Here is a 25557-nt window from a genome sequence, read left to right on the forward strand (position 1 = left end):
ATTGTTCATGCTGAAAAGATGCCTGTGGCTTAGCGCATTAATCGCTGGCTGGTTGATGATTACCGCGTGCAGTAGTGCGCACAATACAACGCCTCGCTACGTTCCTCCCGCAGAGAGAACGCCGCTGACGGCGGATCATCCGTGGCCGAAAAATAGCTTCCTGGTGCTCGGCTACCACGATGTCGAGGATGGTGCCGCCGACCAGCGCTATCTTTCTGTGCGCACCAGCGCGTTGAGCGACCAAATGGCCTGGCTGCGTGATAATGGCTATAACCCGATCAGCGTGCAGCAAATCCTGGACGCCCATGACGGTAAAATCGTGTTGCCAGAAAAAGCGGTCTTACTCACCTTTGATGACGGATATAGCAGTTTTTATACCCGCGTCTGGCCGCTGCTGAAAGCCTACAACTGGCCTGCGCTTTGGGCGCCGGTGGGGAGTTGGGTTGATGCTCCCGCCAACAAAAAAGTCGATTTTGGCGGCTTAATGACGGCGCGAGATAAATTCGCCACCTGGAAAATGGTCGAAGAGATGGGCAAATCACCGTTGGTGGAAGTCGGTGCGCACACCTGGAATTCGCATTTCGGTGCACAAGCCAACCCGCAGGGAAGTAAAGAACCGGCGGTGGCGAACCGCCTGTATGATAAGAAAACCGGCACTTACGAAACGGATGAACAGTACACGCGCCGTATAAACGCGGATATCTCTCTCATCACCAACAAGATCAAATCGGTGACCGGGAAATCACCGCGCGCGTGGGTCTGGCCTTACGGTGCGGCCAATGGCACAACGTTAAACCTGGCTAAAGAGCATGGCTATAAGATGGCCTTCACGCTCAACGAAGGGTTGGCGAATGCCGCGTTTCTTGATGACATCCCGCGCGTGCTAATCTCTGATAACCCCTCTCTTAAGCGCTTTGCCAGCCAGGTCGCTCAGGTACGTGAACCGCAGACGATGCGCGTGATGCATGTCGATCTGGATTACGTGTATGACAAGGACCCTGCTCAGCAGAAGCGAAACATCGACAAACTTATCCAGCGCGTTTATGACATGCGTATTTCTCATGTCTTCCTGCAGGCCTACGCCGATCCGCAGGGTGACGGAAATATTCGCGAGCTCTATTTCCCTAACCGCTGGCTGCCGATGCGTGCCGACCTCTTTAACTATATCTCCTGGCAGTTACAAACGCGGGCAGGGGTGACGGTGTATGCCTGGATGCCGGTTCTGGCTTTCGATCTCGACGCTTCCATCCCACGCGTAACCGCCTGGGATCCGAAAACGGGACGTACAGCGATCAACCGCGAGAACTATGTCCGTCTGTCCCCCTGGAGCAGCGAAGCGCGTCAGCGCATCACTGAAATCTATGAAGACCTGGCCAAACACGCCAGCTTCAAAGGGATTTTGTTCCATGACGATGCTTTCCTGACGGACTTTGAAGACGCGTCACCGGAGGCGTTGGCTGCCTACCGCGCCGCAGGGCTTCCCGGAAGCATTGAGCAAATCCGTAGCAATCCACAGGCGTTCGAGCGCTGGACGCGACTGAAAAGTAAGATGCTGATCGACTTCACCAAACAACTGACTCAGGCGGTGCGTAATATTCGCGGTCCGCAGGTGCAAACGGCGCGCAATATTTACGCGATGCCGGTACTGGAGCCGGAGAGTGAAGCCTGGTTTGCGCAGAACCTGAATGATTTCCTCAATACTTATGACTGGACGGCACCAATGGCGATGCCTTTCATGGAGCAGATCCCGGCTAATGATGCCAACGCCTGGCTCGACAGATTAGTGAATGCCGTTGCACAAACGCCCGGCGCGCTGGACAAAACCGTGTTTGAACTACAGGCACGAGACTGGCGTAAATCCGGGGACGAGGCTGAAATCAGCGGAAAACAAATAGCCGAATGGATGCGCCAGCTGAAATTAAGCGGTGCAGGTAACTACGGCTATTACCCGGATGATTTCATCAGCGACAAACCTGAGATGTCAGAGATTCGCTCGACGTTCTCCTCATACTGGTACCCGCAAAAATGACCGATCGCATAATTGCTTTCCTGATACTTTGCCTGATGTTCAGCCTGCCGTTTGGCGTGGCGGTCATCTTTACAGGTGAAGTGATGTTGAACTTCGTCTTCTTCTGGCCCTTGTTTATGTCTGCTTTGTGGATAAGCGGCGGGGTCTATTTCTGGTTCTACCGTGAGCGTCACTGGAAATGGGGAGATGACACACCGCCACCGACGCTGGAGGGGAATCCGCTGGTTTCCATTCTGATCCCCTGTTTTAACGAAGGGATCAATGCGCGCGAAACCATTGAGGCCGCGCTGGCGCAGCGATATAAAAATATTGAAGTGATTGCCATCAACGATGGTTCAACGGATGACACCCACGACGTGCTGGAACAACTGGCGGTGGAATACCCCAGTCTGCGGGTGATTCATCTGGCTGAAAACCAGGGCAAAGCGCTGGCGCTCAAGACCGGGGCAGCAGCGGCGCGCAGTGATTACCTGGTGTGTATTGATGGCGATGCGTTACTGGACCGTGATGCCGTTGCCTATATTGTGGCGCCGCTGATCCAGTTCCCGCGCGTCGGTGCGGTGACCGGGAACCCACGTATTCGAACCCGCTCCACCTTAATCGGTCGGGTGCAGGTCGGGGAGTTTTCTTCCATTATCGGCTTGATTAAGCGCACTCAGCGAGTTTATGGGCAGATCTTTACCGTTTCCGGCGTGGTTGCTGCGTTTCGTCGTCGCGCGCTGGCCGAGGTCGGTTACTGGAGCCCGGACATGATCACCGAAGACATCGATATCAGTTGGAAGCTGCAATTGCGCCACTGGTCGATATTCTTTGAACCGCGCGCACTGTGCTGGATCCTGATGCCTGAAACGTTAAGAGGGCTATGGAAGCAGCGACTGCGCTGGGCGCAAGGCGGTGCGGAGGTGTTTATCGTGAACATGCGCCGCCTGTGGTCATGGGAATATCGCCGTATGTGGCCGCTGTTTTTTGAGTTCTGTTTTTCTACCACCTGGGCGTTTGCCTATGCGATCAGTATCGTGCTGTTCCTGTTAGGGCTGATGATCCCGATGCCGGACTCGCTGTATGTACAACATCTGTTCCCGCCGGCCTTTACTGGGCTAATCCTCGGCGTGGTGTGCTTGCTGCAGTTTGCGGTGAGTCTGATGATTGAGCGGCGCTATGAAAAAGGCATTGGCGCGTCGTTGTTCTGGATTATCTGGTTCCCGGTGGTGTACTGGATGCTAAGCCTGTTCACCACGCTGGTCGCTTTCCCGAAAGTAATGCTCAAACGCAAACGCGGCAGGGCGCGTTGGGTGAGTCCCGATCGTGGAATTGGGAGGATCGAATCATGAGCCAGCCGCTGATCTTTACGGAGCAGCGTTTGCTGCCGCGCATCATTGACGTGCTGTTAACGCTTTTTGCCTGGGTTGGCTTTTTATATTTGATCTATAAAGGGCTGATCACCGCTCTGGCGCACTCACCTTATATAGGCGTGCGACCCTTTTTCACCACGCTGGATACGGTCACGTTTTACATCCTTGTCGCGCTGGTCAACGGACTGGTGCTGATTGGTTGGGCGAAGTACAACCAGTTTCGTTTTCGGGTGGAACGTCGCAGTCGCAGGCCCGGACTGGAAGATCATGAGCTGGCGGAAAGTTTACGTATTACCCGGGAACTGGTGACAGAGCTGAACAAAGCGCGGGTGCTGACGGTTCACCATCATGAAAGTGGTGAAATCAGTCATATCGATGTGGACAGGGATATCGCCGATAACCGTCTACCGCCGCCGACGCCTGCGATGCTGGAGTATTTGCCGCCAGAGCCGCAGCCGTTGTTGCAGAAAAGGCCTGAGTGATATTTCTACTTTCAGCTGCTTCCTTCAGCCTCGCACAGGTCTATGATTAGACCCAGACAATAAAAAAATGCGAGGCAATGTCGTGGATAAGGAACTACTGGATGCCGGTTACCGGGCCTATACCGGCGAGAAGATTGACGTCTACTTCAATACGGCGATATGTCAACATTCGGGCAACTGCGTGCGGGGAAGCGCAGCGCTTTTTAACCTGAAGCGTAAACCGTGGATCATTCCGGATGAAGTGGATGTCGCGACGGTCATTAAAGTGATTGATACCTGTCCGAGCGGTGCGCTGAAATATCGCCAGAAATGAGTGAGGGGACCATGGAAATTCTTGCAGGCCACAACAAATTTTATGTTAACGATGCCGAAGGCAATCAGGTTGCCGAGATTGTCTTCGTGCCGACGGGTGAGCATCTGAGCATCATTGAACATACCGATGTCGACCCCAGTCTGAAAGGCCAGGGGGTCGGTAAACTGCTGGTGGCGAAGGTGGTGGAGAAAATGCGCGCCGAAAACCGCAAAGTTATTCCGCTGTGCCCTTTTGCCAAACATGAGTTTGATAAAACCCGCGAGTATGACGATATTCGCGCCTGATAATCTTACGTACGCCGGAAGGCATGACCGCCGTCCGGCGCATCACTCCCGATGCAGCAAATCCTGATAAATTCCCGTCAATACCCCTTGTGGGCCAAACTCTTTTTTAATCCACTGGGTTACACGACCGGTGGCCGAATGCTGGGTCGCCAGCAGCATCCGTGAATCCTGACGCGGGTTGTGGATCTGCCGCGTGACCAGCAACGACTTTTCCATCGCCTCGCGCACCATATAGTCCGGCAGAAAACCGATGCCCTCACCCAGGATCTGGCACTGGCATTTGGTATTAAAATCAGGAACCAGAATCGACTCCTGTCCGTGTAACAGCCAGCCGACCTTCTTGTTGATGGTGTGGGCGGTGTCTTCCACCATGATGTTCGGGTACAGGCGCAGCTGGCTCTCAGAAATCGGTTCAGGCATAAAAGCCAGCGGATGATCCGGGGCGATCGCAAACGACCAACGGATCGCGCCGATCTCGGTGTAATCAATCCCCCCGCCGTCCAGTAACGTATCCGGCGCGCCGATAGCGATGTTGGCGAGGTTGTTAATGATCGAATCCCAGACGCCGTTATACACCTCGGTGGTGACGGTTATCTGGCAGGTTGGAAACTGTTTCTTGAGTACCTGCAGCAGTCGTGCCGTATGTTGAGGGGTATACAACAGTTGATTAATACAGATGCGTACCCGGGCTTCAATGCCCTGAGCAATGGTATCAATACTGCGCTTGATGGCGTGGAAATCGTTGAGCAGGTCGGTCGCCTTGCGAAACAGATAGCGTCCGGACTCGGTCAGCTCAATGCTGCGGGTACTGCGGGTAAACAGCACCACGTCGAGCCCCACCTCCATGCGCTTAATGGTGTAACTAATTGCTGATGTGGTTAAGCCAAGTTCCTCAGCCGCCTTGCTGAAGCTGCTGTAGCGGGCTGCCATCGTAAATGCCAGCAGATTTTCCTCGGTAAAAATTGAATTCATCTTCCTCCCCTCCGGCGACAAACGCACATCCGCGACGCGATGATTGTTGAATGTATTTGTAATCCTTATGCAGAGCAATCAGTTTTGAACAGAATTTAACACTAGTTTTACAATTGATTTGAAGGCAATCACACTTCTGTATATTAATTGCAGGCCGCTATCCGTGTAGCATCACGCCTGATTTTCCTGACAACTGATTAATGGCTAAAAGCGGCTCTGTCATAAGGAAAAGATTGCACTACAGCACGTTTTGTTCTCATTGTTAAATTTGATTCAATAATCGACACGCTTACGATGAATGAAATTTAAGCGGATATTATTCTCTGCACTCTGTTGCTATTCTCAGCTTATCGGATATTTAAAAAGTCTAAAAAACTGCAGGAGAGCGATTATGTCAGAGAAAGAACTCATTACTGAATTTCTGCTGGCGGCAGAGCAGGGTGATGCCGATGGATTAAAATCCTGCCTGGCAAAAAATGTGGATATTAATGCCACTAACCGCCAGGGGCGCACTGCCATAATTATTGCCAGCCTGAATAAACATTATGACTGTGTTTCTTTATTGATTGCTGCCGGTGCCGATATTAATAAACAGGATCAAACCTGTTTTAATCCATTCCTGATTAGCTGTCTGACTAACGATTTAACGCTGCTGCGTACCGTATTACCGGCCAACCCCGATCTTAATTGCCTGAGCCGTTTTGGCGGCGTCGGTATTACGCCAGCCAGCGAAAAAGGTCATGTAGAGATCGTGCGCGAACTGCTGCTGCGTACCGATATCAATGTTAATCATACCAACTTTGTCGGCTGGACGCCGTTACTGGAAGCCATCGTGCTTAATGACGGCGGCGCGAAACAGCAGGAAATCGTCAAGCTGCTGCTCGACCATGGCGCAAACCCGCACATGACGGATAAATACGGTAAAACCCCGCTGGAGCTGGCGCGGGAGAAAGGATACCACGAAATTGCCGAGCTGCTGATTGCGGCCGGAGCCTGACAGAGGAGCGCTACTATCGCTACGCCATCACGGCGATGCGTACGGGCGCTAACCGCAGACGGCGCGTTTCTGGCTTTCCGGGGAACGGGACGGGTTGAACAGGTTTTTTCCCGCGCGGTAAACCTGTTGATACCTGAACAGCAGCGGTTGCTGACGTTACTGAGTGAAGGTAGTGATAACGCGCCTAACAGCTGTCGGCTGGCGCTGACGCATTGTGAAGAGCTGTTTCACCCCGGTGAGAGAGTCAGTTTTACCGAATCGGGGATAGCCGTTGGCAACGATAAATGGATAGAAACTTCCGGTTGTCTGCCGTGGCGCATACCACAGTGGAGGCCTGATGCAATAAGCTTTGCTGCAATCCGCTGGCTGCGCTGGGAAGAGGTTATCCGCCAACAGTTAAGAAGCGCTGACACATTATTTCTGTACCAGGGTGATAACCCGTTTTATCTGGAAATCACCCGCCAATTACTGAGTCGCCGGCAAACATTACTGGCGGCGTTGCAGACAGGAGAAAATATCTCTACAGCGGTCAGCCATTTAATTGGTCTGGGGATTGGTTTGACGCCTTCATCTGATGATTATTTAGTGGGTTTAAGCACTATTTTATTTATTCCTGGACATCCGCTGGGGAAATATCGTGATGATTTTTTAGCAGCCTTACAACGTGCCGGAAATAATACCACGCTACTCAGCAAAATAACGCTAGAGGAAGCCTTTCATCAACGTTATCGGGAAAGCGTCGGACGGCTGCTGAACCATATTATTACTGAGCAACAACCCGTTTCTACGCAATATATTACTGACATTAAAAATATCGGCTCAAGTTCTGGCTGCGACATGCTGTATGGCATGGCGGATGCCTGCGCCCTGAGCCACAGGTCCGGAGGGAATTATGTCGATCAGGATAGTTGTTAAAAAGAACACGTATTTTGATTCTGTCTCACTGATGTCTATCTCCACACGCGCAAATAAGCTCGATGGCGTTGAGCAGGCGTTCGTGGCTATGGCGACAGAAATGAATAAGGGCGTACTGAAGAATCTCGGTCTGCTCACGCCTGAACTTGAAGAGGCGAAAAGTGGCGACCTGATGATTGTCATTAAAGGTGCCAGCGAGGCGGCGAACGATCAGACGCTGGTGGCGATTGAAGACTTGTTTACGCATAAAGAGCAAGGGGGGCAGCATGAAGCGCGCTATGCCACGCTTGCCAGTGCGAAGAAGCATGTTCCTGACAGCAACCTGGCGGTGATCTCGGTCAATGGTCTGTTTGCCGCGCGTGAAGCGCGTCAGGCGCTGCAAAATAACCTCAACGTGATGCTGTTCTCTGACAACGTCTCTCTTGAAGACGAACTGGCGCTCAAGCAGCTGGCGCATGAAAAAGGGCTGCTGATGATGGGGCCCGATTGCGGAACCGCCATTATTAACGGCGCGGCGCTGTGTTTTGGCAATGCGGTGCGTCGCGGCAACATCGGAATTGTTGGCGCCTCCGGTACCGGTAGCCAGGAGCTGAGCGTACGCATTCACGAGTTTGGCGGCGGGATTTCCCAACTGATTGGCACCGGTGGACGCGATCTGAGCGAAAAGATTGGCGGCCTGATGATGCTTGACGCGATTGGCATGCTGGAGGCCGATCCGCAAACCGAGATCATCGCGCTTATCTCCAAACCTCCTGCGCCAACAGTGGCGCGCAAGGTGCTGGAACGTGCGCGCGCCTGCCATAAGCCCGTCGTGGTGTGTTTCCTCGGACGTGAAGCCGCGCCTGCGGATGAAAACGGTCTGCTGTTTGCACGCGGCACTAAAGAGGCGGCGCTGAAAGCGGTACTGCTGACTGGCGTGAAAAAAGAGAGCCTCGATCTGCATCCGCTCAACTGGCCGCTGATTGAAGAGGTCCGCGCCCGCCTGACCCCGCAGCAAAAGTACATTCGCGGCTTATTCTGCGGCGGCACGCTGTGCGATGAGGCGATGTTTGCTGCCATGGAAAAACATGCGGAAGTTTACAGCAACATTCATCCGGATCCGGCTTTTCGCCTGACAGATCTCAACCGCAGCGTGGGACATACCTTCCTTGATTTCGGAGATGACGATTTTACCAACGGTAAACCGCACCCGATGATCGATCCAACCAACCGCATTAGTCGTCTGTTGCAGGAAGCACGCGATCCTGAAGTCGGCGTGATCGTTATGGACTTTGTTCTTGGATATGGATCACATGAAGATCCGGTTGGCGTGATGATCGAGGCGATCGTCGAAGCCAAAGCGATCGCCGCCGCAGAGGGGCGTCCGCTTGAGATCCTCGGCTACGTGCTGGGAACCGATCTCGATACGCCGTCGCTGGAAAAACAGTGCCAGATGCTGACCGATGCAGGCGTGATCTGGGCGAGCAGTAGCACCAATACCGGATTGCTGGCACGTGAATTTATCTGTAAAGGGGAGGAAGCCTGATGAGCCAGACACTGTTTAACCAGCCGCTGAACGTGATTAACGTCGGCATCGCGATGTTCAGCGATGACCTGAAAAAGCAGAATGTTCCCGTGACCCAGCTCGACTGGACGCCGCCGGGCCAGGGCAACATGCAGGTCGTGGCCGCACTGGACGAAATTGCCGATTCGCCGCTGGCTGACAAAATCGCTGCCGCTAACCATCAGGCGCTGGAACGCATTATCCAGTCGCATCCGGTGCTGATTGGCTATGACCAGGCGATCAACGTCGTGCCGGGCATGACCCGCAACACCATCCTGCACGCCGGACCGCCCATCTGCTGGGAAAAAATGTGCGGCGCAATGAAGGGCGCGGTCACCGGGGCTTTGGTGTTTGAAGGGCTGGCGAAAGATCTGGATGAAGCCGCCGAACTGGCCGCCTCGGGTGAAATCATCTTCTCACCGTGCCACGAGCATGACTGTGTCGGTTCGATGGCGGGTGTGACGTCGGCGTCGATGTTTATGCACATCGTCGAGAACAAAACCTACGGCAACCGCGCATATACCAATATGAGCGAGCAGATGGCGAAGATCCTGCGTATGGGCGCGAACGATCAGAGCGTTATCGATCGCCTGAACTGGATGCGCGATGTGATGGGACCGATGCTGCGCGACGCCATGAAGCTGGCGGGCGAAATCGATCTGCGCCTGATGCTGGCGCAGGCGCTGCACATGGGCGATGAGTGTCATAACCGCAATAACGCCGGGACGGCGCTACTGATACAGGCACTGACGCCGTGGATTATTCAGACCGGCTATCCGGTTGAGCAGCAGCGTGAGGTATTCGAGTTCGTCCTCAGCAGCGATTACTTCTCCGGACCGACCTGGATGGCGATGTGTAAAGCCGCAATGGACGCCGCACACGGGATCGAATACAGCACCGTAGTCACGACGATGGCGCGTAACGGCGTTGAATTCGGTCTGCGCATCAGCGGCTTACCGGGTCAGTGGTTTACCGGTCCGGCGCAGCAGGTGATTGGCCCAATGTTTGCGGGCTATAAGCCCGAAGATTCCGGACGTGATATCGGTGATAGCGCAATTACCGAAACCTACGGCATCGGCGGTTTTGCCATGGCCACGGCACCGGCCATCGTGGCGCTGGTGGGCGGTACGGTTGAAGAGGCGGTCGATTTCTCTCGCCAGATGCGTGAAATCACTCTCGGCGAAAACCCCAACGTTACCATTCCGTTACTTGGTTTTATGGGCGTACCGACCGCTATCGACATTACGCGCGTGGGTAGCACCGGCATTCTGCCGGTGATTAACACCGCAATTGCGCACAAAGATGCGGGGATCGGCATGATCGGCGCCGGAATAGTCCATCCGCCGTTCGCCTGTTTTGAAAAGGCGATCCTCAACTGGCGCGACCGCTACTGCCAATAACAACAATCGGGGCTAACGCTGTTAGCCCCACAGTAGCGAAGCAAAAACGTTGCTTACCTGCAGGGCTGGGCGATCCCCGGGATCGCAAACGATGCTTAACCTGTTAAGGATATTCCATGAACAGCATAAAACTAGAATGGAAACGTGGTGACTGGGCTGCTTACTTTGGGCTGATGACCAACAACCTGACTAACCTGCTGACAATGATGGGGCTGCTCATTTTTGTCGTCGGGATCCCTACCGAAATTGTCTATGGTCGCATTGCGCCTGCCTTTGGTCTGGCGGTGCTGGTGGCCAGCGTCTGCTACGCCTGGTTTGGCCTGCAGATGGCAAAGCACACCGGGCGTAAAGACGTGACGGCGCTGCCATCCGGGCCGAGCGCACCGTCAATTTTTACCGTGACCTTCCTGGTGCTAATGCCGGTATATCAGCAAACCAAAGATGCCAACTTTGCTATCCAGATAGCTCTGGTGTGGTGCTTTGTCGAAGCGTTGATCCTGGTCGGCGGCTCCTTCCTGGGCGAGACCATCCGCAAGATGATCCCGCGTACGGTATTACTTTCTTGTCTGTCCGGTCTGGGACTGTTGCTGCTGGCGATGAACCCGATGCTGCAGGCATTTGAAGCGCCGACCGTCTCTTTCATCGTCTTGTTGTTGATCTTCATTAACTGGTTCGGTAAGAAGCCGATTTTTGCCCGCATCCCCACCGGTTTGCTGCTGCTGATTGCCGGTACAGCGTTGGCGTGGATCTCCGGTTTGCAAAGCCCGGAAGCCATTAAATCTTCGATGTCTTCCTTTGGCTTCAACCCGCCGGAAATCCATGTCGACAGCTTCCTGCAGGGTTTGCCGCACGCGCTGCCGTACCTGGCTTCTGCGGTTCCTCTGGGTCTGGCGAACTACATTTTTGACCTTGAGAATATTGAAAGTGCGCATGCGGCGGGTGATGAGTACAACACCCGTAAAGTCATGATGGCGAACGGTTTTGCCTCCATGCTCGGCTGCATGCTGGGCAACCCATTCCCGGTGACCGTATATGTTGGGCATGCGGGCTGGAAAGCGATGGGGGCCAGCATCGGTTATACCCTCGCTTCAGGCATCACCATGTTCCTGGTACCGCTGTTTGGGCTGGGGGCGTTTATGCTCGCGATTATTCCGATGACTGCGATAGTGCCGATTCTGGTGTTTATCGGCGTGGTGACCGCCAACCAGGTGGTGCGAGAGACGCCCAAAGTCGAGGTTCCCGTTATCTTTATCTGCTTGTTCCCGTGGATCGCTAACTGGGCGTTGACCATCGTCAACAGCGTGATGGGCGCCGCCGGAACATCCGCGGGGAAACTGGGCAGCGACCTGCTGCACAGCAAAGGTGTCTATTACGATGGGCTGGTGCATCTGGGAAGCGGCGCGCCGCTGGCCAGTATGCTGTGGGGCTGCGTCGCTATCTTCGCCATTATGAATAAGCCGCTGCGTGGGGCGATTGCCGCAGCTTTTGGCGCGCTGTTATCGCTGTTTGGTGTGATCCACTCTCCGACGGTTGGCTTTGCAGAAGGCAGTTCGATGATGTTTGTTGTGGCCTACCTGATGATGAGCGGCATGTTTGTCCTCAAGCATGTTCTTGATAGCCGTGAAGCGGTGACTGCGCCTGAGCAGGAACCGACGAAAACGACCTGAATCGCCTGTAAGCGGAAGATAACACTATGAAAGAACTTGTGGTCGTTGCCATTGGCGGCAACAGCATTATCAAAGATAACGCCAGCCAGTCGATTGAGCACCAGGCTGAAGCGGTGAAAGCGGTGGCGGACACGGTGCTGGAGATGTTGGCATCGGACTACAACATTGTGCTGACGCACGGAAACGGGCCGCAGGTGGGGCTGGATCTACGGCGTGCGGAAATCGCGCATGAGCGTGAAGGGTTGCCGCTCACCCCGCTGGCAAACTGCGTCGCCGATACGCAGGGCGGGATCGGCTATCTGATCCAACAGGCGCTGAACAACCGCCTGGCGCGGCGCGGTGAGCAGAAGGCGGTTACGGTGGTCACGCAGGTGGAGGTCGACAAAAACGATCCGGGCTTCGCTAACCCGACCAAGCCTATCGGCGCGTTCTTTAGCGAAGCGCAGCGCGATGAACTGCAGCGGGTCAATCCGGGCTGGCGCTTTGTTGAAGATTCGGGACGCGGCTACCGCCGGGTCGTCGCCTCTCCGGAACCGAAGCGTATTGTCGAGGCTGAGGCGATCAAAACGCTGACCCAGCAAGGTTTTGTGGTGATTGGCGCGGGGGGCGGTGGGATCCCGGTGGTGCGTAGCGATCAGGGGGATTATCAGAGCGTGGATGCGGTGATTGATAAAGATCTCTCCACGGCTCTGCTGGCGCAGGAGATCCGCGCTGACATTCTGGTGATCACCACCGGCGTCGAACAGGTCTGTATTCATTTTGGCAAACCCAACCAGCAGGCGCTGGATACGGTGGATGTCGCAACGATGACCCGTTACATGCAGGAGGGACATTTCCCGCCGGGGAGCATGTTACCCAAAATCGTTGCCAGTCTGGCGTTCCTGGCGCGTGGCGGTAAGCGAGTGATCATCACCACGCCGGAATGCCTGCCGGCCGCACTGCGCGGCGAAACGGGCACCCATATTGTCCATTCCTGAGAGGAAATGTGAATGAAGGAAAGTAACAGCCGCCGTGAGTTTTTAAGTCAGAGCGGAAAAATGGTCACCGCTGCCGCGCTGTTTGGCGCAGTGGCTCCGGTCGCGTATGCTGCTAATCCTGTCGGGAACACCTGCGGGGCGAAGAGCACAATGACGATTAACGATAAGCACTATTACCTGGATAACGTCCTGCTGGAAGCGGGGTTTGATTACGAAAACTCGGTGGTGGTGCATACCCATACCGCGCTGCAAACCGTTGAAATTCAGGACGGGAAAATTGTTGCACTGCGTGAGAATAAGCAGCATCCGGATGCGACGCTGCCGCACTACGATGCGGGTGGAAAGCTGATGCTGCCCGCCATGCGCGACATGCACATCCATCTGGATAAAACCTTTTACGGCGGTCCCTGGCGTTCGCTGAATCGCCCAGCTGGCACCACCATTCAGGATATGATCCGCCTTGAGCAAAAACTGCTGCCTGAACTCCAGCCTTACACGCAGGAGCGCGCGGAAAAGCTCATCGATCTGCTGCAATCAAAAGGCACCTCGATCGCCCGCAGCCACTGCAATATCGAACCGGTTTCCGGGCTGAAAAACCTGGAAAATCTGCAGGCGGTGCTGGCGCGTCGCCAGCCGGGTTTTGCCTGTGAAATCGTGGCGTTTCCGCAGCATGGCCTGCTGTTATCGAAGTCTGAACCGTTGATGCGTGAAGCAATGCAGGCGGGGGCGCATTACGTCGGCGGTCTGGACCCAACCAGCGTGGATGGGGCGATGGAAAAATCCCTCGACACCATGTTCCAGATTGCGCTGGATTACGATAAAGGCGTGGATATCCATCTGCATGAAACCAGCCCGGCGGGCGTTGCGGCGGTGAATTACATGGTGGAAACGGTGGAGAAAACGCCGCAGTTGAAGGGCAAACTGACCATCAGCCACGCATTTGCGCTGGCAACGCTGAACGAACAGCAGGTGGATGCGCTGGCGAGCCGCATGGCGGCGCAGCAGATTACCATTGCCTCGACGGTGCCGATCGGAACCTTGCATATGCCGCTCAAGCAGCTGCGTGACAAAGGCGTGGAAGTGATTACCGGGACTGACAGTGTGATTGACCATTGGTCGCCGTACGGGCTTGGAGACATGCTGGAGAAGGCGAACCTGTACGCGCAGCTGTATATTCGTCCCAATGAACTCAACCTGTCGCGAGCGCTGTTCCTCGCCACCGGCGATGTGCTGCCGCTTAACGATAAAGGTGAGCGCGTCTGGCCGAAGGCGCAGGATGAAGCCAGCTTTGTACTGGTGGATGCCTCCTGCTCAGCGGAAGCGGTCGCGCGAATCTCCCCACGCACCGCGACCTTCCATAAAGGCCAACTGGTGTGGGGGAACGTCGCAAGCTAGCCTGGTTTGATGCGCAGCGGCAATCGCTGCTGCGCTCTCTGCTCGTTACCCGACGATCCCCATATAGCCGTGAATCCCCATATATAAGCCGACCATCGCGATAAGCGCGCTGGAAAAATAGGGCGCTTTGCGTGCCAGTGTGTTAAATCCGCTCCAGCGTTTGGCCGCCTGCTGCACGCTGATTGCCGCTCCCACGCCCACCGTTACCAGCGTTAGCGCCAGCCCGAGGCTGAAGCACAGCACCATGGTGGCACCCAGCGTGAAGGCTTTGAGCTGGATGCAAATCAGCAGTACCGTAATGGCGGCAGGGCAGGGGATCAACCCGCCGGTCAGACCAAACAATAATATTTGGCCGTTGGTGACCTCTTTGCCTGCAAAGCGGCGCTGAATATCGGTAGCATGTGCCCGCTCGTGCGCGTCCTGATACGCTTTCGAACCCTCGCTCAGCCCTGCTAACGCAGCATGGTTATGATCGTGGTCATGTTCGTGATGATGATGGTGAGCTTCACCGTGGTTATGATGGTGGTGATGGTCATCATGATCATGGTGATGCTCATGATCGTGGTCATGATGCGTCTGGGTCAGCCAGTTCTGTTCTCCCTGCCAGGTTCGCCAGAACATCCAGAATGCGGTTCCGAGAATAATAATCGCCGAGACAAACTGCAGCCACGGCTCAACGGTCTGGGCAGTAAACGCTTTGCTGATATACATCCCGCCGAGCGCAATCAGCCATACCACTGCGGTATGCGACAGCGTTGCCGCCAGCCCCAGCATCACCGCCTGTTTGATGGTCCCCTTAATGGCAATAATAAAGGCCGCCATCATCGTCTTGGAATGCCCCGGTTCCAGACCGTGTAACACTCCTAATAGAATCGCGCTGGGAATGAAAAACCAGGCGTTGCCTTGCTGAAGAAGCGTAGAAAACTCACCCATGAGAATGATTCTTAGTTGTTTAATTTTGCCAGATTCTACTCCCCCCCAGTATTAAATACTACCCCCCAGTAGAATGACGATGGTATTGTCGCTCCAGCCAGACGTTGAAAAGGTATTGCTATGTCACATACGATCCGCGACAAACAAAAGCTGAAAGCCCGAGCCAGTAAGATTCAGGGGCAGGTAGCGGCGTTGAAAACCATGCTGGATGAACCGCATGAATGCGCGGCGGTATTGCAGCAAATAGCGGCGATCCGCGGTGCGGTAAACGGGTTAATGCGCGAGGTGATTAAAGGTCATCTGACCGAGCACATTGTGCATCAGGGCGATGAAATTAAGCGCGAAGAAGATTTGGATGTGGTTTTGAAGGTACTCGATTCGTACATCAAATAAGTCAGTTTAACGGCTCATCCACATACTGATGAATGAGCCGTTAAAAACACGTTCTAGCCAAAAAACATCACAGATACGCACAGCAGACCGACAATCAGGGTGATCAGATTTCCCACTGAACGGTACGGCTTTAGCGCCGGGATCAGATAGGTAGATAATGTCGGCATGATAAACAGAATCATGGCAATCAGCGGCCCGCTAATCGCGTAAATCATTGAAATTGCATTAGGGTTAATGCAGCAAATGATAAACGTAATGGTCGAAACCAGCATAATGGACAGGGCGCGGTTAAAGGCCCGGCTTTTCTTCACTCCCACCTGATGCAACGATGTTTTTACCACCTCGGTTGCCCCTTCAATCACGCCAAAGTAGGTGCCGAGGAACGATTTTGACATCGCCACGACGGCGACAATGATCCCAGAAATCGACAGCCATGCTGGTGCGTTTGGCATCATCGATAGCGCTGACAGAATGGTCACGCCTTCATTTTTCGCGTCCTCGATATAGTTTGTCGGAATCGAAAGCAAACAGCTGAAGACGAAAAACAGCACGCTCAGGCAGATGATGACGTAGGCTACCTTCATGATTTTTTTGCATTTACCCATGGCCTGCTCGCCATATTTCTCACGTCGGTCGATGGCGAACGTCGAGATAATTGGCGTATGGCTAAAAGCGAAAACCATCACGGGAATAGATATCCAAACCTGATGAAGCGTGTGCTGATCGAAAGACATCTGGCCGGTGAGTAGCGTTGGCTGCCAGCTTCCGGTCAGGTAGAGCGAAAGGAACAAAAAGTACGCGATGAGCGGGAACACCAGAAAGCCCATTACCCGAATGGTTGCTTGTCGGCCCATCAGAAAAATCAGGTTCAGCACCAGCACCACGCCAAGACTGACCAGCATGCGAACACGCAGATCGATGGCGATATGTTTTGCCAGTTGTTCAGTGAGTGAATTGGTTATCGCCACGGCGTAGATCAGCACCACCACAAAGAAGGCAATAAAATAGAGGGTCGTGATCAGGCTGCCTATCTTTTTGCCGTAGTAGTGCGTAACTGCACCAGTGATCCCTTCACCTGCCGAGGTTTTTGAGGACAGGATAAACTGGCACAGCGCCTTGTGCGGCCAGTAGGTTAAAGGCCAGGCGACGAGTGCGGTGATAAACAGTACCACCGCGCCTGCAGAACCCAGCTGTATGGGGAGGAAGAGGGTTCCTGCGCCGACGGCAGTCCCATATAGTGCGAAGCTCCAGAGAGTCTCTTCTTTTGACCAAAATTTCGACATTATTTGAACGTATCAACTATAAAATAAACAAAAAGAAGCGCAATTTACCACAAATGGCAGGGGCTGGGGGAGGTGTCAACAAGCGGGCGAGTGAATGGATCAAAAGCCGGAACCGAGAAGATTCCGGCTATTGTTTGAATTATCAGGCAGTAACGCGCTGCTGGCGACGCTTCATAACGCGCTCGCGTAAAGTGTCATAAGCCCAGTTATAGAACATGGTGTATGGCAGGAAGAACAGGAAGAAACCTATTTCCAGCGTGAATGCCTGGAGCAGGCTGACGTTCAGCACATACGCCACGATGCTCACCCCGATGACAATAAAACCGCTCTCGAAGCCTAAGGCGTGGAATGCCCGCACTTTAGCCGTACGTTTTACCAGGTGCGACGGCCACAGTCGGTCAAACAGGGCGTTATAAATGATATTCCAGATCATCGCCGTCGTGGCGAGAAGAATGGTCAGTCCGCCCATTTCCAGCACCGAGCGCTGCATCAACCATGCGGTGGTTGGTGCGAGGATCGCGGTGGCAATGCCTTCAAAGCAGACGGCATGAAAAATTCGCTCCAGTAACGAGCGGCGTTGGACTGTATCGTGTTGCATAATCTAAAACCTTCTTTGATGCCCGGATAACGGAATGGTGGCAATTTTATCGTTTTATGTGATATCTAAAAGATAGTATCCATCGATAAAGTAGATAGTTCATGCGTTACTCTCCTGAAGCGTTAACGGCATTTGTGGAGACCGTTTCCTGCGGCTCATTTTCTGCTGCGGCCCGGCGGCTGCGTAAAAGTCAGTCCACCATCAGCACGGCCATTGCGCATCTGGAAGCCGATCTCGGTTTTGCGCTGTTTGACCGCTCATCACGTCAGCCGACGCTAACCGAAGAAGGTAAGCGGGTGCTGGGCTATGTGCAGGCAATTTTGACGGCCAGCGAACGTCTTGATGAGGCAGCGATTTCGCTGTCGGGTGAAACGGAAGCGCGTCTGACCTTCGTGTTGTCTGACACGCTGCATCCGGATGTGCTGGAAGAATTGATGGTGCAGTTTGACCACAAGTTTCCCCATACCGAGTTTGAATGTCTGATTGGCGAAGATGAAGACGTGATCGATCTGCTGCAAAAAGGACGTGCTCAGGTTGGGTTGATCGAAGCGCGGGAGGATTACCCGACCGACATGGGCGTCACGCGTCTGCCGATGCAAACCTGGATGGGATTATACGTTGCGGCATCACATCCACTGGCGACTCAAGAAAAAATGCAGTGGGAACAGCTACATACCTGGCGAGAGCTGCGGCTGAATACCTATCTGGAGAGCGGCACCAACGTGGCGCGCGGCCCCGTCTGGTCGGCGCCTAACTATTTGTTGCTGCTGAGTATGGCGGTGCAGGGATTCGGCTGGTGCGCGCTCCCTTGTGCGCTGGTGGAGGAGTTTGCGGCAGAAAAACCGCTGGTTCAATTGATGCTGCCTGGCTGGCCAAAGGCTATCTCTATCGATCTGCTGTGGAATAAGAAATCACCGCCTGGCGTGGCGGGAAGTTGGCTGCGCGACCATTTACAGCAGAGTGGCGTTCAGATGACCAATAAATGATACGAATTTCCTTTGTGATAAAAATCACTGTTTTTAAACAACCTTGATAACTCTTTTTAACAATCATCTACTATTGCGGTGTTATTTTGCGCTGAGGTGGTGATGAAAGAGGTTGTGATAGTCGGGGCGTTACGGACACCAATCGGCTGCTTCCAGGGGACGCTGGCGCGCCACTCTGCCGTTGAATTAGGTAGCATGGTAGTCAGGGCGTTACTGGATCGCACGGGCGTGGACGTTCACGCTGTGGATGAAGTGATCCTCGGGCAAGTGCTTACCGCAGGTGCCGGGCAAAACCCGGCGCGTCAGTCCGCCATCAATGGTGGGCTACCCAATACCGTCTCCGCCATCACCATTAACGATGTCTGCGGCTCGGGTCTGAAAGCGCTGCATCTGGCGACCCAGGCTATCCAGTGCGGCGAAGCCGACATTGTGATTGCGGGCGGACAAGAGAATATGAGCCGTGCGCCGCATGTCCTTACTGATAGCCGTACCGGCGCACAGTTGGGCAACAGTCAACTGGTCGACAGCCTGGTGCATGACGGCCTGTGGGACGCTTTCAACGATTACCATATGGGCGTGACTGCGGAAAATCTGGCGCGGGAATATGGCATCAGCCGTGAACTGCAGGATGCCTACGCACTGCATTCGCAGCACAAGGCGCGGATGGCAATTGACGCCGGGCGCTTTAAAGATGAAATCGTGCCGGTGGTAACGCAGCGTAATGGGCAATCGTTCGTGGTGGATACCGACGAACAGCCGCGCACCGATGCCAGCGCAGAAGGGCTGGCGCGCCTGGATCCTACCTTCGACAGGCTCGGTTCAGTAACCGCGGGCAACGCGTCATCCATCAATGATGGCGCCGCTGCGGTGATGATGATGAGCGAGGCCAAGGCCCAGGAGCTGAATTTGCCGGTGCTGGCTCGCATTCGTGCCTTTGCCAGCGTCGGGGTCGATCCCGCACTCATGGGAATTGCGCCGGTGTACGCGACGCGCCGTTGCCTTGAGCGTGTGGGCTGGCAACTGGCTGATGTTGATCTTATCGAGGCCAACGAAGCCTTTGCCGCACAGGCATTGTCCGTTGGAAAAATGCTGGAGTGGGATGAACGGCGGGTGAATGTGAACGGCGGAGCTATTGCGCTCGGTCATCCGATTGGCGCATCTGGCTGCCGTATTCTGGTTTCACTGGTGCATGAAATGGTGAAGCGTCGGGCGCACAAGGGCCTGGCAACGTTATGTATCGGCGGTGGTCAGGGCGTGGCGCTCGCTATCGAACGAGATTAACCACCCGTAGTTTTCTCTGCTTAAACGCCTTTCCCGCTGTATATCCCCTGCATCTATAAAAAAGCCCTCCAACAGGAGGGCAAGGCCAGTTACAGAAACATACACTCTAAACTCTGCTAACGTATCAAAACGGTGTTTCATTTCATGTGATTAACAGCGCACTTTGTTAGAAAAGGTGTGTGAACGGCATGTGAGGCTGGCTGTATTTTCAATGTCTTATCCCTACCCCTCATGAACTACTCTTGTTTATTTTTATCTATCTAATTGTTTTAAATAATTTTATTGAAACCGTTCCCGCGATTTATATGCGCTAGCGTGATCGCAATTACACTTTTGATAATAAGATGCAGAAAAAGTGAAACGTTGTTTTATTTGTAATTGAAAACCCATTCCGGGAGGGATATCATGAGCGCATAAGATAAAACGGAACAGCGTTTTGCTATTCGTTTAAGCATTCACGGTCAATTTATCACTGGAGGTAAATGTGGACGTAAGACAAAGCATCCATAGTGCGCATGCGAAAACCCTGGACACTCAGGAGCTGCGTAATGAGTTTTTGGTCGAAGAAGTGTTTGTCGCAGATGAATACACCATGGTCTACAGCCACATTGACCGCATCATTGTTGGCGGCATTATGCCAGTGGCCAAAACCGTCTCTGTGGGTGGCGAAGTCGGCAAACAGCTGGGCGTAACCTACTTCCTCGAGCGTCGTGAGCTGGGTGTGATTAACATCGGTGGCCCGGGCACGATTACCGTTGACGGCCAGTGCTATGAAATTGGTCATCGTGACGCGCTGTACGTCGGGAAAGGGGCCAAAGAAGTGGTATTCGCCAGCATCGATACGGCGAAACCAGCGAAGTTTTACTATAACTGCGCGCCGGCCCACACGACTTATCCAACCAAAAAAGTCACGCCAGCAGACGTTGCGCCAGTAACGCTGGGCGATGACCTCACCAGTAACCGTCGTACCATCAACAAATATTTTGTGCCGGATGTGCTGGAAACCTGCCAGTTGAGTATGGGTCTGACCGAACTGGCGCCGGGTAACCTGTGGAACACCATGCCGTGTCATACCCATGAACGTCGTATGGAAGTCTATTTCTATTTCAATATGGAAGAAGATACCTGCGTCTTCCACATGATGGGGCAGCCTCAGGAAACGCGTCATATTGTGATGCACAACGAGCAGGCGGTGATTTCGCCGAGCTGGTCAATTCACTCCGGCGTTGGCACAAAAGCTTATACGTTCATTTGGGGCATGGTCGGCGAAAACCAGGTCTTTGATGATATGGACCATGTAGCGGTCAAAGATCTGCGCTAGTTGCGGGCGATAGCCGTGCCTGCTGCGGCGGGCATTATAAAAAATTAAGGATTTACAATGATTTTGAATGCATTCTCTCTTGAAGGTAAGGTCGCCGTTGTGACCGGTTGTGACACTGGCCTGGGTCAGGGTATGGCGTTGGGTTTGGCTGAAGCGGGCTGCGATATCGTGGGGATCAACATCGTTGAACCGACGGAAACTATCGAACGCGTGACCGCGCTGGGGCGCCGTTTTTTAAGTCTGACCGCCGACCTGCGTCAAATTGATGGCATTCCGGCGCTGCTGGAGCGCGCAGTGGCAGAATTCGGTCATATCGATATTCTGGTCAACAACGCAGGTCTTATCCGTCGTGACGATGCGATCGACTTCAGCGAAAAAGACTGGGACGACGTGATGAACCTGAACATTAAGAGCGTGTTCTTTATGTCTCAGGCCGCGGCGAAGCACTTTATCGCTCAGGGTAACGGCGGCAAAATTATCAACATCGCCTCTATGCTTTCCTTCCAGGGCGGGATCCGCGTGCCGTCTTACACCGCGTCTAAAAGCGGCGTAATGGGCGTCACCCGCCTGATGGCGAACGAGTGGGCCAAACATAACATCAACGTCAACGCAATTGCGCCGGGTTACATGGCGACAAACAACACTCAACAGCTGCGCGCTGATGAGCAGCGTAGCGCAGAAATTCTCGATCGTATCCCGGCGGGTCGTTGGGGTCTGCCGAGTGACCTGATGGGGCCGATTGTGTTCCTGGCATCCAGCGCATCTGACTATATCAACGGCTATACCGTTGCGGTAGACGGCGGCTGGCTGGCGCGTTAATCCGCTTTCCAGAACCGACAAACCCTGCCCTTTGGCAGGTTTTGTCGGTTAAACATAAGGTGAATGTAGCAATACACCGGAGGCGACATATTCATTCCCTCTGGAACAACATTATGCCGCCAGGCAGATTACGAACAGATAAAATTACGCGGGCAGAAAATCTTCGCGCATGGGCGTAAAGGTATCGAGTAGCGTTCCCGGTTTTAAACAGACGCAGCCATGCATAATGTTGGGCAGTTTATATAGGGTATCGCCTGCCCTAACGACATGCTTTTCTTCGCCGATGGTAAATTCAAACTCCCCAGACAAAACGTAAGTCAGCTGCTCATGCGGATGATTGTGCATCGGGCCAATCGCGCCTTGCTCGAAGTTCACCTCAACCGCCATCATTTTACCGTCGTGAGCAAGAATGCGTCGGGTAACGCCATTGCCCAGATTTTCAAGGGTGGTCTCTTTATGAAAAATAAACATCTGGCCTTCCAGTAATTAAAACAATGTTTCATTAAACCTATATCAGAAAATTAAAAAAAGAAATGCACGCCAACAGATGTGGAAAGTTGATCACATCTTTGGTTCACTGGAGAGATAACAACAAATCAGGGGAAATGATGAAAACGATCGGTCTGTTAGGCGGTATGAGCTGGGAATCCACCATTCCTTATTATCGACTCATTAATGAAGGGGTAAAACAGCGTCTGGGTGGCCTGCACTCGGCACAGATTCTGTTGCACAGCGTAGATTTTCACGAGATCGAAGCCTGTCAGTCTGGCGGTGACTGGCAGCGGGCTGGGGAGATCCTCGCGCAGGCCGCCGCAGGGCTTCAGCAAGCTGGAGCGGAAGGGATTGTGCTGTGTACCAACACCATGCACAAAGTTGCTGAGGCGATTGAAACCGCCTGTGACGTGCCGTTCCTGCATATTGCCGATGCGACGGGTCGGGCCATACAAAAACAGCAGATGAGCAACGTGGCGCTACTGGGTACGCGCTACACCATGGAGCAGGATTTTTACCGCGGACGTCTACAGACTGCATTTGGTATTAGCACGCTTATTCCTGAGGCTGATGATCGTCAGAAAATAAACCAGATTATTTTCGACGAGCTGTGCCTCGGTGAGTTCAGCAACGCTTCCCGCGACTACTACCTGAGCGTAATTGATCAGTTGGCTAAACAGGGCGCTCAAGGGGTTATCTTTGGCTGTACCGAGATTGGTCTGCTGGTTCCAGCCGAGCTAAGTCCATTACCGGTTTTCGACACCGCGGCAATCCATGCGCAAGATACGGTGGCGTTTATGCTTTCGTCTGTGGATACAAAATAGCCTCCAGCGGATCGATAAGTCTCGGGAGATGGGCTTGCAGATGCGCCGTAAAAGCATCGACCAGCGCCGAGGCAGGGCGATGAAGTGGGTGGATCAGGCTGACCGTAAAGGGTACCGAAATACTGAAGCGGCGGATAACCACTCCGCTGCTGGCATAATCCAGCGCGGTCAGTGGGTTTACCACCGAGATCCCCACGCCCGCCCGCACCATTGCACAAATTGAAGCGGCGCTGTGGGTTTCAATCACCATGCGGCGCTTCACCTGATGTTCGTTAAACAGGGTGTCCAATAGCTGACGGTAACTGTCGGTCCGCGACAGGCTGATATAGTTCTCTCCCTGAAAATCCTGCGGCGTTAATACCGCTTTCTCGGTCAGCGGATGCCCCTGCGGCAGTACACACACTTCATCCAGCGCCAGCAATTCGGTGCGTTTCGTTCCGGCTGGCGTATGCAGCGTTTCCGTTAACCCCAGATCGTGGCGCTGCGCCGACAGCCACTCTTCCAACAGTGGTGACTCCTGCGGCACGATCTGAATGTTGACCTGCGGATAGCGCGCGAGAAATGGCTGCAGCAGCGGTGGTAAAAAGGACTGCGAAAATACCGGCAGGCAAACAATCGACAATTCACCTTGACGAAATTCGCGCAGGCTTTCGGCGGCGCTCACAATTCTGTCCAGGCCGTACCACGAACGTTGTACCTCTTCAAACAGACGTAAGCCTTGCACGGTTGGATGCAGTCGGCCACGCGTGCGTTCAAACAGCGTTAATCCCAGGACTTTTTCGAATCGGGCCAGTTCCCGACTGACGGTGGGCTGCGAGGTATGTAGCATGCGCGCGGCTTCCGTCAGATTACCAGCGGTCATGATGGCGTGAAAAATTTCAATGTGGCGCAGGTTAACCGCGGGCATAGGCAATCCTCGAATGAGCTAATCCATATCATTTTTGCATAGACTCACGATAAAACGATATTTTTTATTCTTTTTGGGCTGTGGCGTAATCATAAAAAAGCCAATACCGGAGCACACCATGCCACGCCCACTCAACAACACAGACACTGACCTGACCGCCGACAACCTGTTGCGCCTGCCTGCCGAATTCGGCTGCCCGGTGTGGGTCTATGATGCGCAGATTATTCGCGCGCAGATTGCCAAACTGAGTCAGTTTGACGTGGTGCGTTTTGCCCAGAAGGCATGTTCGAATATTCATATTTTGCGCCTGATGCGCGAGCAGGGCGTGAAGGTCGATTCCGTCTCGCTTGGCGAAATTGAACGCGCGCTGGCGGCAGGTTTTGTACCTGGCAAAGATGAGATTGTCTTTACCGCCGATATGATTGATGAAGCGACGCTCGCCCGGGTGCATGAATTGAGCATTCCGGTAAATGCCGGGTCGGTCGATATGCTGGAACAACTGGGCCAGCTCTCGCCGGGCCATCGCGTCTGGCTCCGCGTAAACCCTGGCTTTGGGCATGGACACAGTCAGAAAACCAATACCGGGGGAGAGAACAGCAAGCACGGCATCTGGTACAGCGATCTTCCGGCGGCGCTGGAGGTAATTCAGCGCTATAAGCTGAAGCTGGTAGGTATTCATATGCATATCGGCTCTGGCGTGGACTACGCGCATCTGGAGCAGGTGTGCGGCGCGATGGTGCGTCAGGTGGTGGAATTTGGTCAGGATCTGGAGGCGATCTCCGCAGGCGGCGGTTTATCAATCCCGTATCGCGAAGGTGAAGAGGCGATCGACACCGATCACTATTTTGGATTGTGGAACGCTGCGCGCGATAGTATTGCGCGTCATCTGGGTCATGCCGTCAAACTGGAGATCGAACCAGGGCGTTTCCTGGTCGCGGAAGCCGGTGTGTTAGTGGCGCAGGTGCGCAGCGTAAAAGAGATGGGCAGCCGTCACTTTGTGCTGATCGATGCGGGCTTCAACGATCTGATGCGCCCGGCCATGTACGGTAGCTATCACCATATCTCCGCGCTGGCGGGAGATGGTCGTTCTCTGGAACAAACTCCTCAACGGGAGACCGTGGTGGCCGGACCGCTGTGCGAATCAGGCGACGTGTTTACCCAGCAGGAAGGCGGAAATGTGGAAACCCGTCTGTTGCCTGCGGTGGCGCCGGGTGATTATCTGGTTTTGCATGATACCGGGGCGTACGGAGCGTCAATGTCGTCAAACTACAATAGCCGCCCGCTGCTGCCGGAGGTCTTGTTTGATAACGGCGTGGCGCGACTGATTCGTCGTCGCCAGACCATTGATGAGCTGTTAGCGCTGGAATTAATCTGAGTAAAGCTGGCCGGATAAG

25 protein-coding genes are annotated in these 25557 nt (G+C 53.9%); 19 read left to right on the top strand and 6 right to left on the bottom strand.

Annotated elements, in window-relative coordinates; translation table 11 throughout:
- The first annotated feature begins 7 nt into the window (after positions 1-7).
- The 5 genes from pgaB (at position 8) to OGV75_RS08125 (ending at position 4460) form a co-directional block, all read left to right on the top strand.
- Positions 8-2029: a poly-beta-1,6-N-acetyl-D-glucosamine N-deacetylase PgaB gene (pgaB, locus tag OGV75_RS08105; protein WP_101700194.1), complete on the top strand. Its 2022-nt coding sequence runs from the start codon at positions 8-10 to the stop codon at positions 2027-2029.
- Entirely contained in the window at positions 2026-3360 is a 1335-nt protein-coding gene (gene pgaC, locus OGV75_RS08110) for a poly-beta-1,6-N-acetyl-D-glucosamine synthase (RefSeq protein WP_016154305.1), read from the top strand. The genes pgaB and pgaC overlap by 4 nt, the downstream gene beginning before the upstream one ends.
- The gene (gene pgaD / locus OGV75_RS08115; RefSeq protein ID WP_016154304.1) at positions 3357-3863 is read left to right on the top strand and encodes a poly-beta-1,6-N-acetyl-D-glucosamine biosynthesis protein PgaD; all 507 of its coding nucleotides are present in this window, start codon (positions 3357-3359) and stop codon (positions 3861-3863) included. The genes pgaC and pgaD overlap by 4 nt, the downstream gene beginning before the upstream one ends.
- An 82-nt stretch (positions 3864-3945) precedes the next feature.
- Positions 3946-4176, top strand: coding sequence for a 4Fe-4S mono-cluster protein YjdI (gene yjdI / locus OGV75_RS08120; protein WP_016154303.1), 231 nt, complete (start codon positions 3946-3948; stop codon positions 4174-4176).
- 11 nt (positions 4177-4187) lie between these two features.
- Positions 4188-4460, top strand: coding sequence for a GNAT family N-acetyltransferase (locus OGV75_RS08125; RefSeq protein ID WP_016157396.1), 273 nt, complete (start codon positions 4188-4190; stop codon positions 4458-4460).
- A gap of 42 nt (positions 4461-4502) precedes the next feature.
- Here OGV75_RS08125 and OGV75_RS08130 read toward each other — a convergent pair whose 3' ends face one another.
- Positions 4503-5432: a LysR substrate-binding domain-containing protein gene (locus OGV75_RS08130; protein ID WP_046276120.1), complete on the bottom strand. Its 930-nt coding sequence runs from the start codon at positions 5430-5432 to the stop codon at positions 4503-4505.
- 391 nt (positions 5433-5823) lie between these two features.
- Here OGV75_RS08130 and OGV75_RS08135 point away from each other — a divergent pair, with 391 nt between their 5' ends.
- From OGV75_RS08135 to OGV75_RS08165, 7 genes are all read left to right on the top strand, one after another.
- Positions 5824-6429, top strand: coding sequence for an ankyrin repeat domain-containing protein (locus OGV75_RS08135; protein WP_016157395.1), 606 nt, complete (start codon positions 5824-5826; stop codon positions 6427-6429).
- Between the two features lie 69 nt (positions 6430-6498).
- A complete protein-coding gene (locus tag OGV75_RS08140; RefSeq protein ID WP_502873970.1) occupies positions 6499-7344 on the top strand; it encodes an oxamate carbamoyltransferase subunit AllH family protein in 846 nt (281 codons plus the stop codon).
- Positions 7322-8869: an acyl-CoA synthetase FdrA gene (gene fdrA, locus OGV75_RS08145; protein ID WP_016157393.1), complete on the top strand. Its 1548-nt coding sequence runs from the start codon at positions 7322-7324 to the stop codon at positions 8867-8869. Before OGV75_RS08140 ends, fdrA begins: the two co-directional genes overlap by 23 nt.
- Positions 8869-10287 (top strand): YlbE family protein, encoded by a 1419-nt coding sequence (locus tag OGV75_RS08150; RefSeq protein WP_286480529.1) that lies wholly within the window; start codon positions 8869-8871, stop codon positions 10285-10287. Before fdrA ends, OGV75_RS08150 begins: the two co-directional genes overlap by 1 nt.
- Before the next feature lie 116 nt (positions 10288-10403).
- Positions 10404-11954: a permease family protein gene (locus OGV75_RS08155; RefSeq protein WP_172860673.1), complete on the top strand. Its 1551-nt coding sequence runs from the start codon at positions 10404-10406 to the stop codon at positions 11952-11954.
- A 26-nt stretch (positions 11955-11980) separates the two neighbouring features.
- Complete coding sequence (locus OGV75_RS08160; protein WP_047499340.1) at positions 11981-12931, top strand: carbamate kinase family protein; 951 nt, start codon at positions 11981-11983, stop codon at positions 12929-12931.
- A 12-nt stretch (positions 12932-12943) separates the two neighbouring features.
- Entirely contained in the window at positions 12944-14326 is a 1383-nt protein-coding gene (locus OGV75_RS08165; RefSeq protein WP_080859174.1) for an amidohydrolase family protein, read from the top strand.
- 45 nt (positions 14327-14371) lie between these two features.
- Here OGV75_RS08165 and OGV75_RS08170 read toward each other — a convergent pair whose 3' ends face one another.
- Positions 14372-15259 (bottom strand): nickel/cobalt efflux protein RcnA, encoded by an 888-nt coding sequence (locus OGV75_RS08170; RefSeq protein ID WP_200011429.1) that lies wholly within the window; start codon positions 15257-15259, stop codon positions 14372-14374.
- A 120-nt stretch (positions 15260-15379) separates the two neighbouring features.
- Here OGV75_RS08170 and rcnR point away from each other — a divergent pair, with 120 nt between their 5' ends.
- On the top strand, positions 15380-15652 hold the full coding sequence (gene rcnR, locus OGV75_RS08175; protein ID WP_016154292.1) for a Ni(II)/Co(II)-binding transcriptional repressor RcnR: 273 nt from the start codon (positions 15380-15382) through the stop codon (positions 15650-15652).
- A 53-nt stretch (positions 15653-15705) separates the two neighbouring features.
- Here the strand turns inward: rcnR and OGV75_RS08180 are convergent, their stop codons facing one another.
- Together OGV75_RS08180 and OGV75_RS08185 are read right to left on the bottom strand one after the other, a co-directional pair.
- Positions 15706-16935: an amino acid permease gene (locus tag OGV75_RS08180; RefSeq protein ID WP_029139645.1), complete on the bottom strand. Its 1230-nt coding sequence runs from the start codon at positions 16933-16935 to the stop codon at positions 15706-15708.
- Between the two features lie 142 nt (positions 16936-17077).
- On the bottom strand, positions 17078-17533 hold the full coding sequence (locus OGV75_RS08185) for a multidrug/biocide efflux PACE transporter (RefSeq protein WP_016154290.1): 456 nt from the start codon (positions 17531-17533) through the stop codon (positions 17078-17080).
- Between the two features lie 101 nt (positions 17534-17634).
- Here OGV75_RS08185 and OGV75_RS08190 point away from each other — a divergent pair, with 101 nt between their 5' ends.
- The 4 genes from OGV75_RS08190 (at position 17635) to kduD (ending at position 21940) form a co-directional block, all read left to right on the top strand.
- Positions 17635-18519, top strand: a complete 885-nt coding sequence (locus OGV75_RS08190) for a LysR family transcriptional regulator (protein ID WP_047357807.1) — start codon at positions 17635-17637, stop codon at positions 18517-18519.
- Between the two features lie 102 nt (positions 18520-18621).
- Positions 18622-19800 (top strand): acetyl-CoA C-acetyltransferase, encoded by a 1179-nt coding sequence (locus tag OGV75_RS08195; protein ID WP_016154288.1) that lies wholly within the window; start codon positions 18622-18624, stop codon positions 19798-19800.
- A gap of 484 nt (positions 19801-20284) precedes the next feature.
- Positions 20285-21121: a 5-dehydro-4-deoxy-D-glucuronate isomerase gene (gene kduI / locus OGV75_RS08200; protein WP_016154287.1), complete on the top strand. Its 837-nt coding sequence runs from the start codon at positions 20285-20287 to the stop codon at positions 21119-21121.
- Between the two features lie 57 nt (positions 21122-21178).
- A complete protein-coding gene (gene kduD / locus OGV75_RS08205) occupies positions 21179-21940 on the top strand; it encodes a 2-dehydro-3-deoxy-D-gluconate 5-dehydrogenase KduD (RefSeq protein ID WP_016154286.1) in 762 nt (253 codons plus the stop codon).
- A gap of 144 nt (positions 21941-22084) precedes the next feature.
- Here the strand turns inward: kduD and OGV75_RS08210 are convergent, their stop codons facing one another.
- Positions 22085-22411, bottom strand: coding sequence for a cupin domain-containing protein (locus OGV75_RS08210; RefSeq protein WP_286480533.1), 327 nt, complete (start codon positions 22409-22411; stop codon positions 22085-22087).
- A 137-nt stretch (positions 22412-22548) separates the two neighbouring features.
- Here OGV75_RS08210 and OGV75_RS08215 point away from each other — a divergent pair, with 137 nt between their 5' ends.
- Positions 22549-23256, top strand: a complete 708-nt coding sequence (locus OGV75_RS08215) for an aspartate/glutamate racemase (protein ID WP_213239340.1) — start codon at positions 22549-22551, stop codon at positions 23254-23256.
- Here the strand turns inward: OGV75_RS08215 and OGV75_RS08220 are convergent.
- On the bottom strand, positions 23228-24163 hold the full coding sequence (locus OGV75_RS08220; RefSeq protein ID WP_016157385.1) for a LysR family transcriptional regulator: 936 nt from the start codon (positions 24161-24163) through the stop codon (positions 23228-23230). The two genes, OGV75_RS08215 and OGV75_RS08220, sit on opposite strands and share 29 nt — an antisense overlap.
- 118 nt (positions 24164-24281) lie before the next feature.
- Here OGV75_RS08220 and lysA point away from each other — a divergent pair, with 118 nt between their 5' ends.
- Complete coding sequence (gene lysA / locus OGV75_RS08225) at positions 24282-25538, top strand: diaminopimelate decarboxylase (RefSeq protein ID WP_200083907.1); 1257 nt, start codon at positions 24282-24284, stop codon at positions 25536-25538.
- The last annotated feature ends 19 nt before the right edge of the window (positions 25539-25557 follow it).

The organism is Citrobacter sp. Cb028 (assembly GCF_030336705.1).
GTDB lineage: Bacteria > Pseudomonadota > Gammaproteobacteria > Enterobacterales > Enterobacteriaceae > Citrobacter > Citrobacter braakii.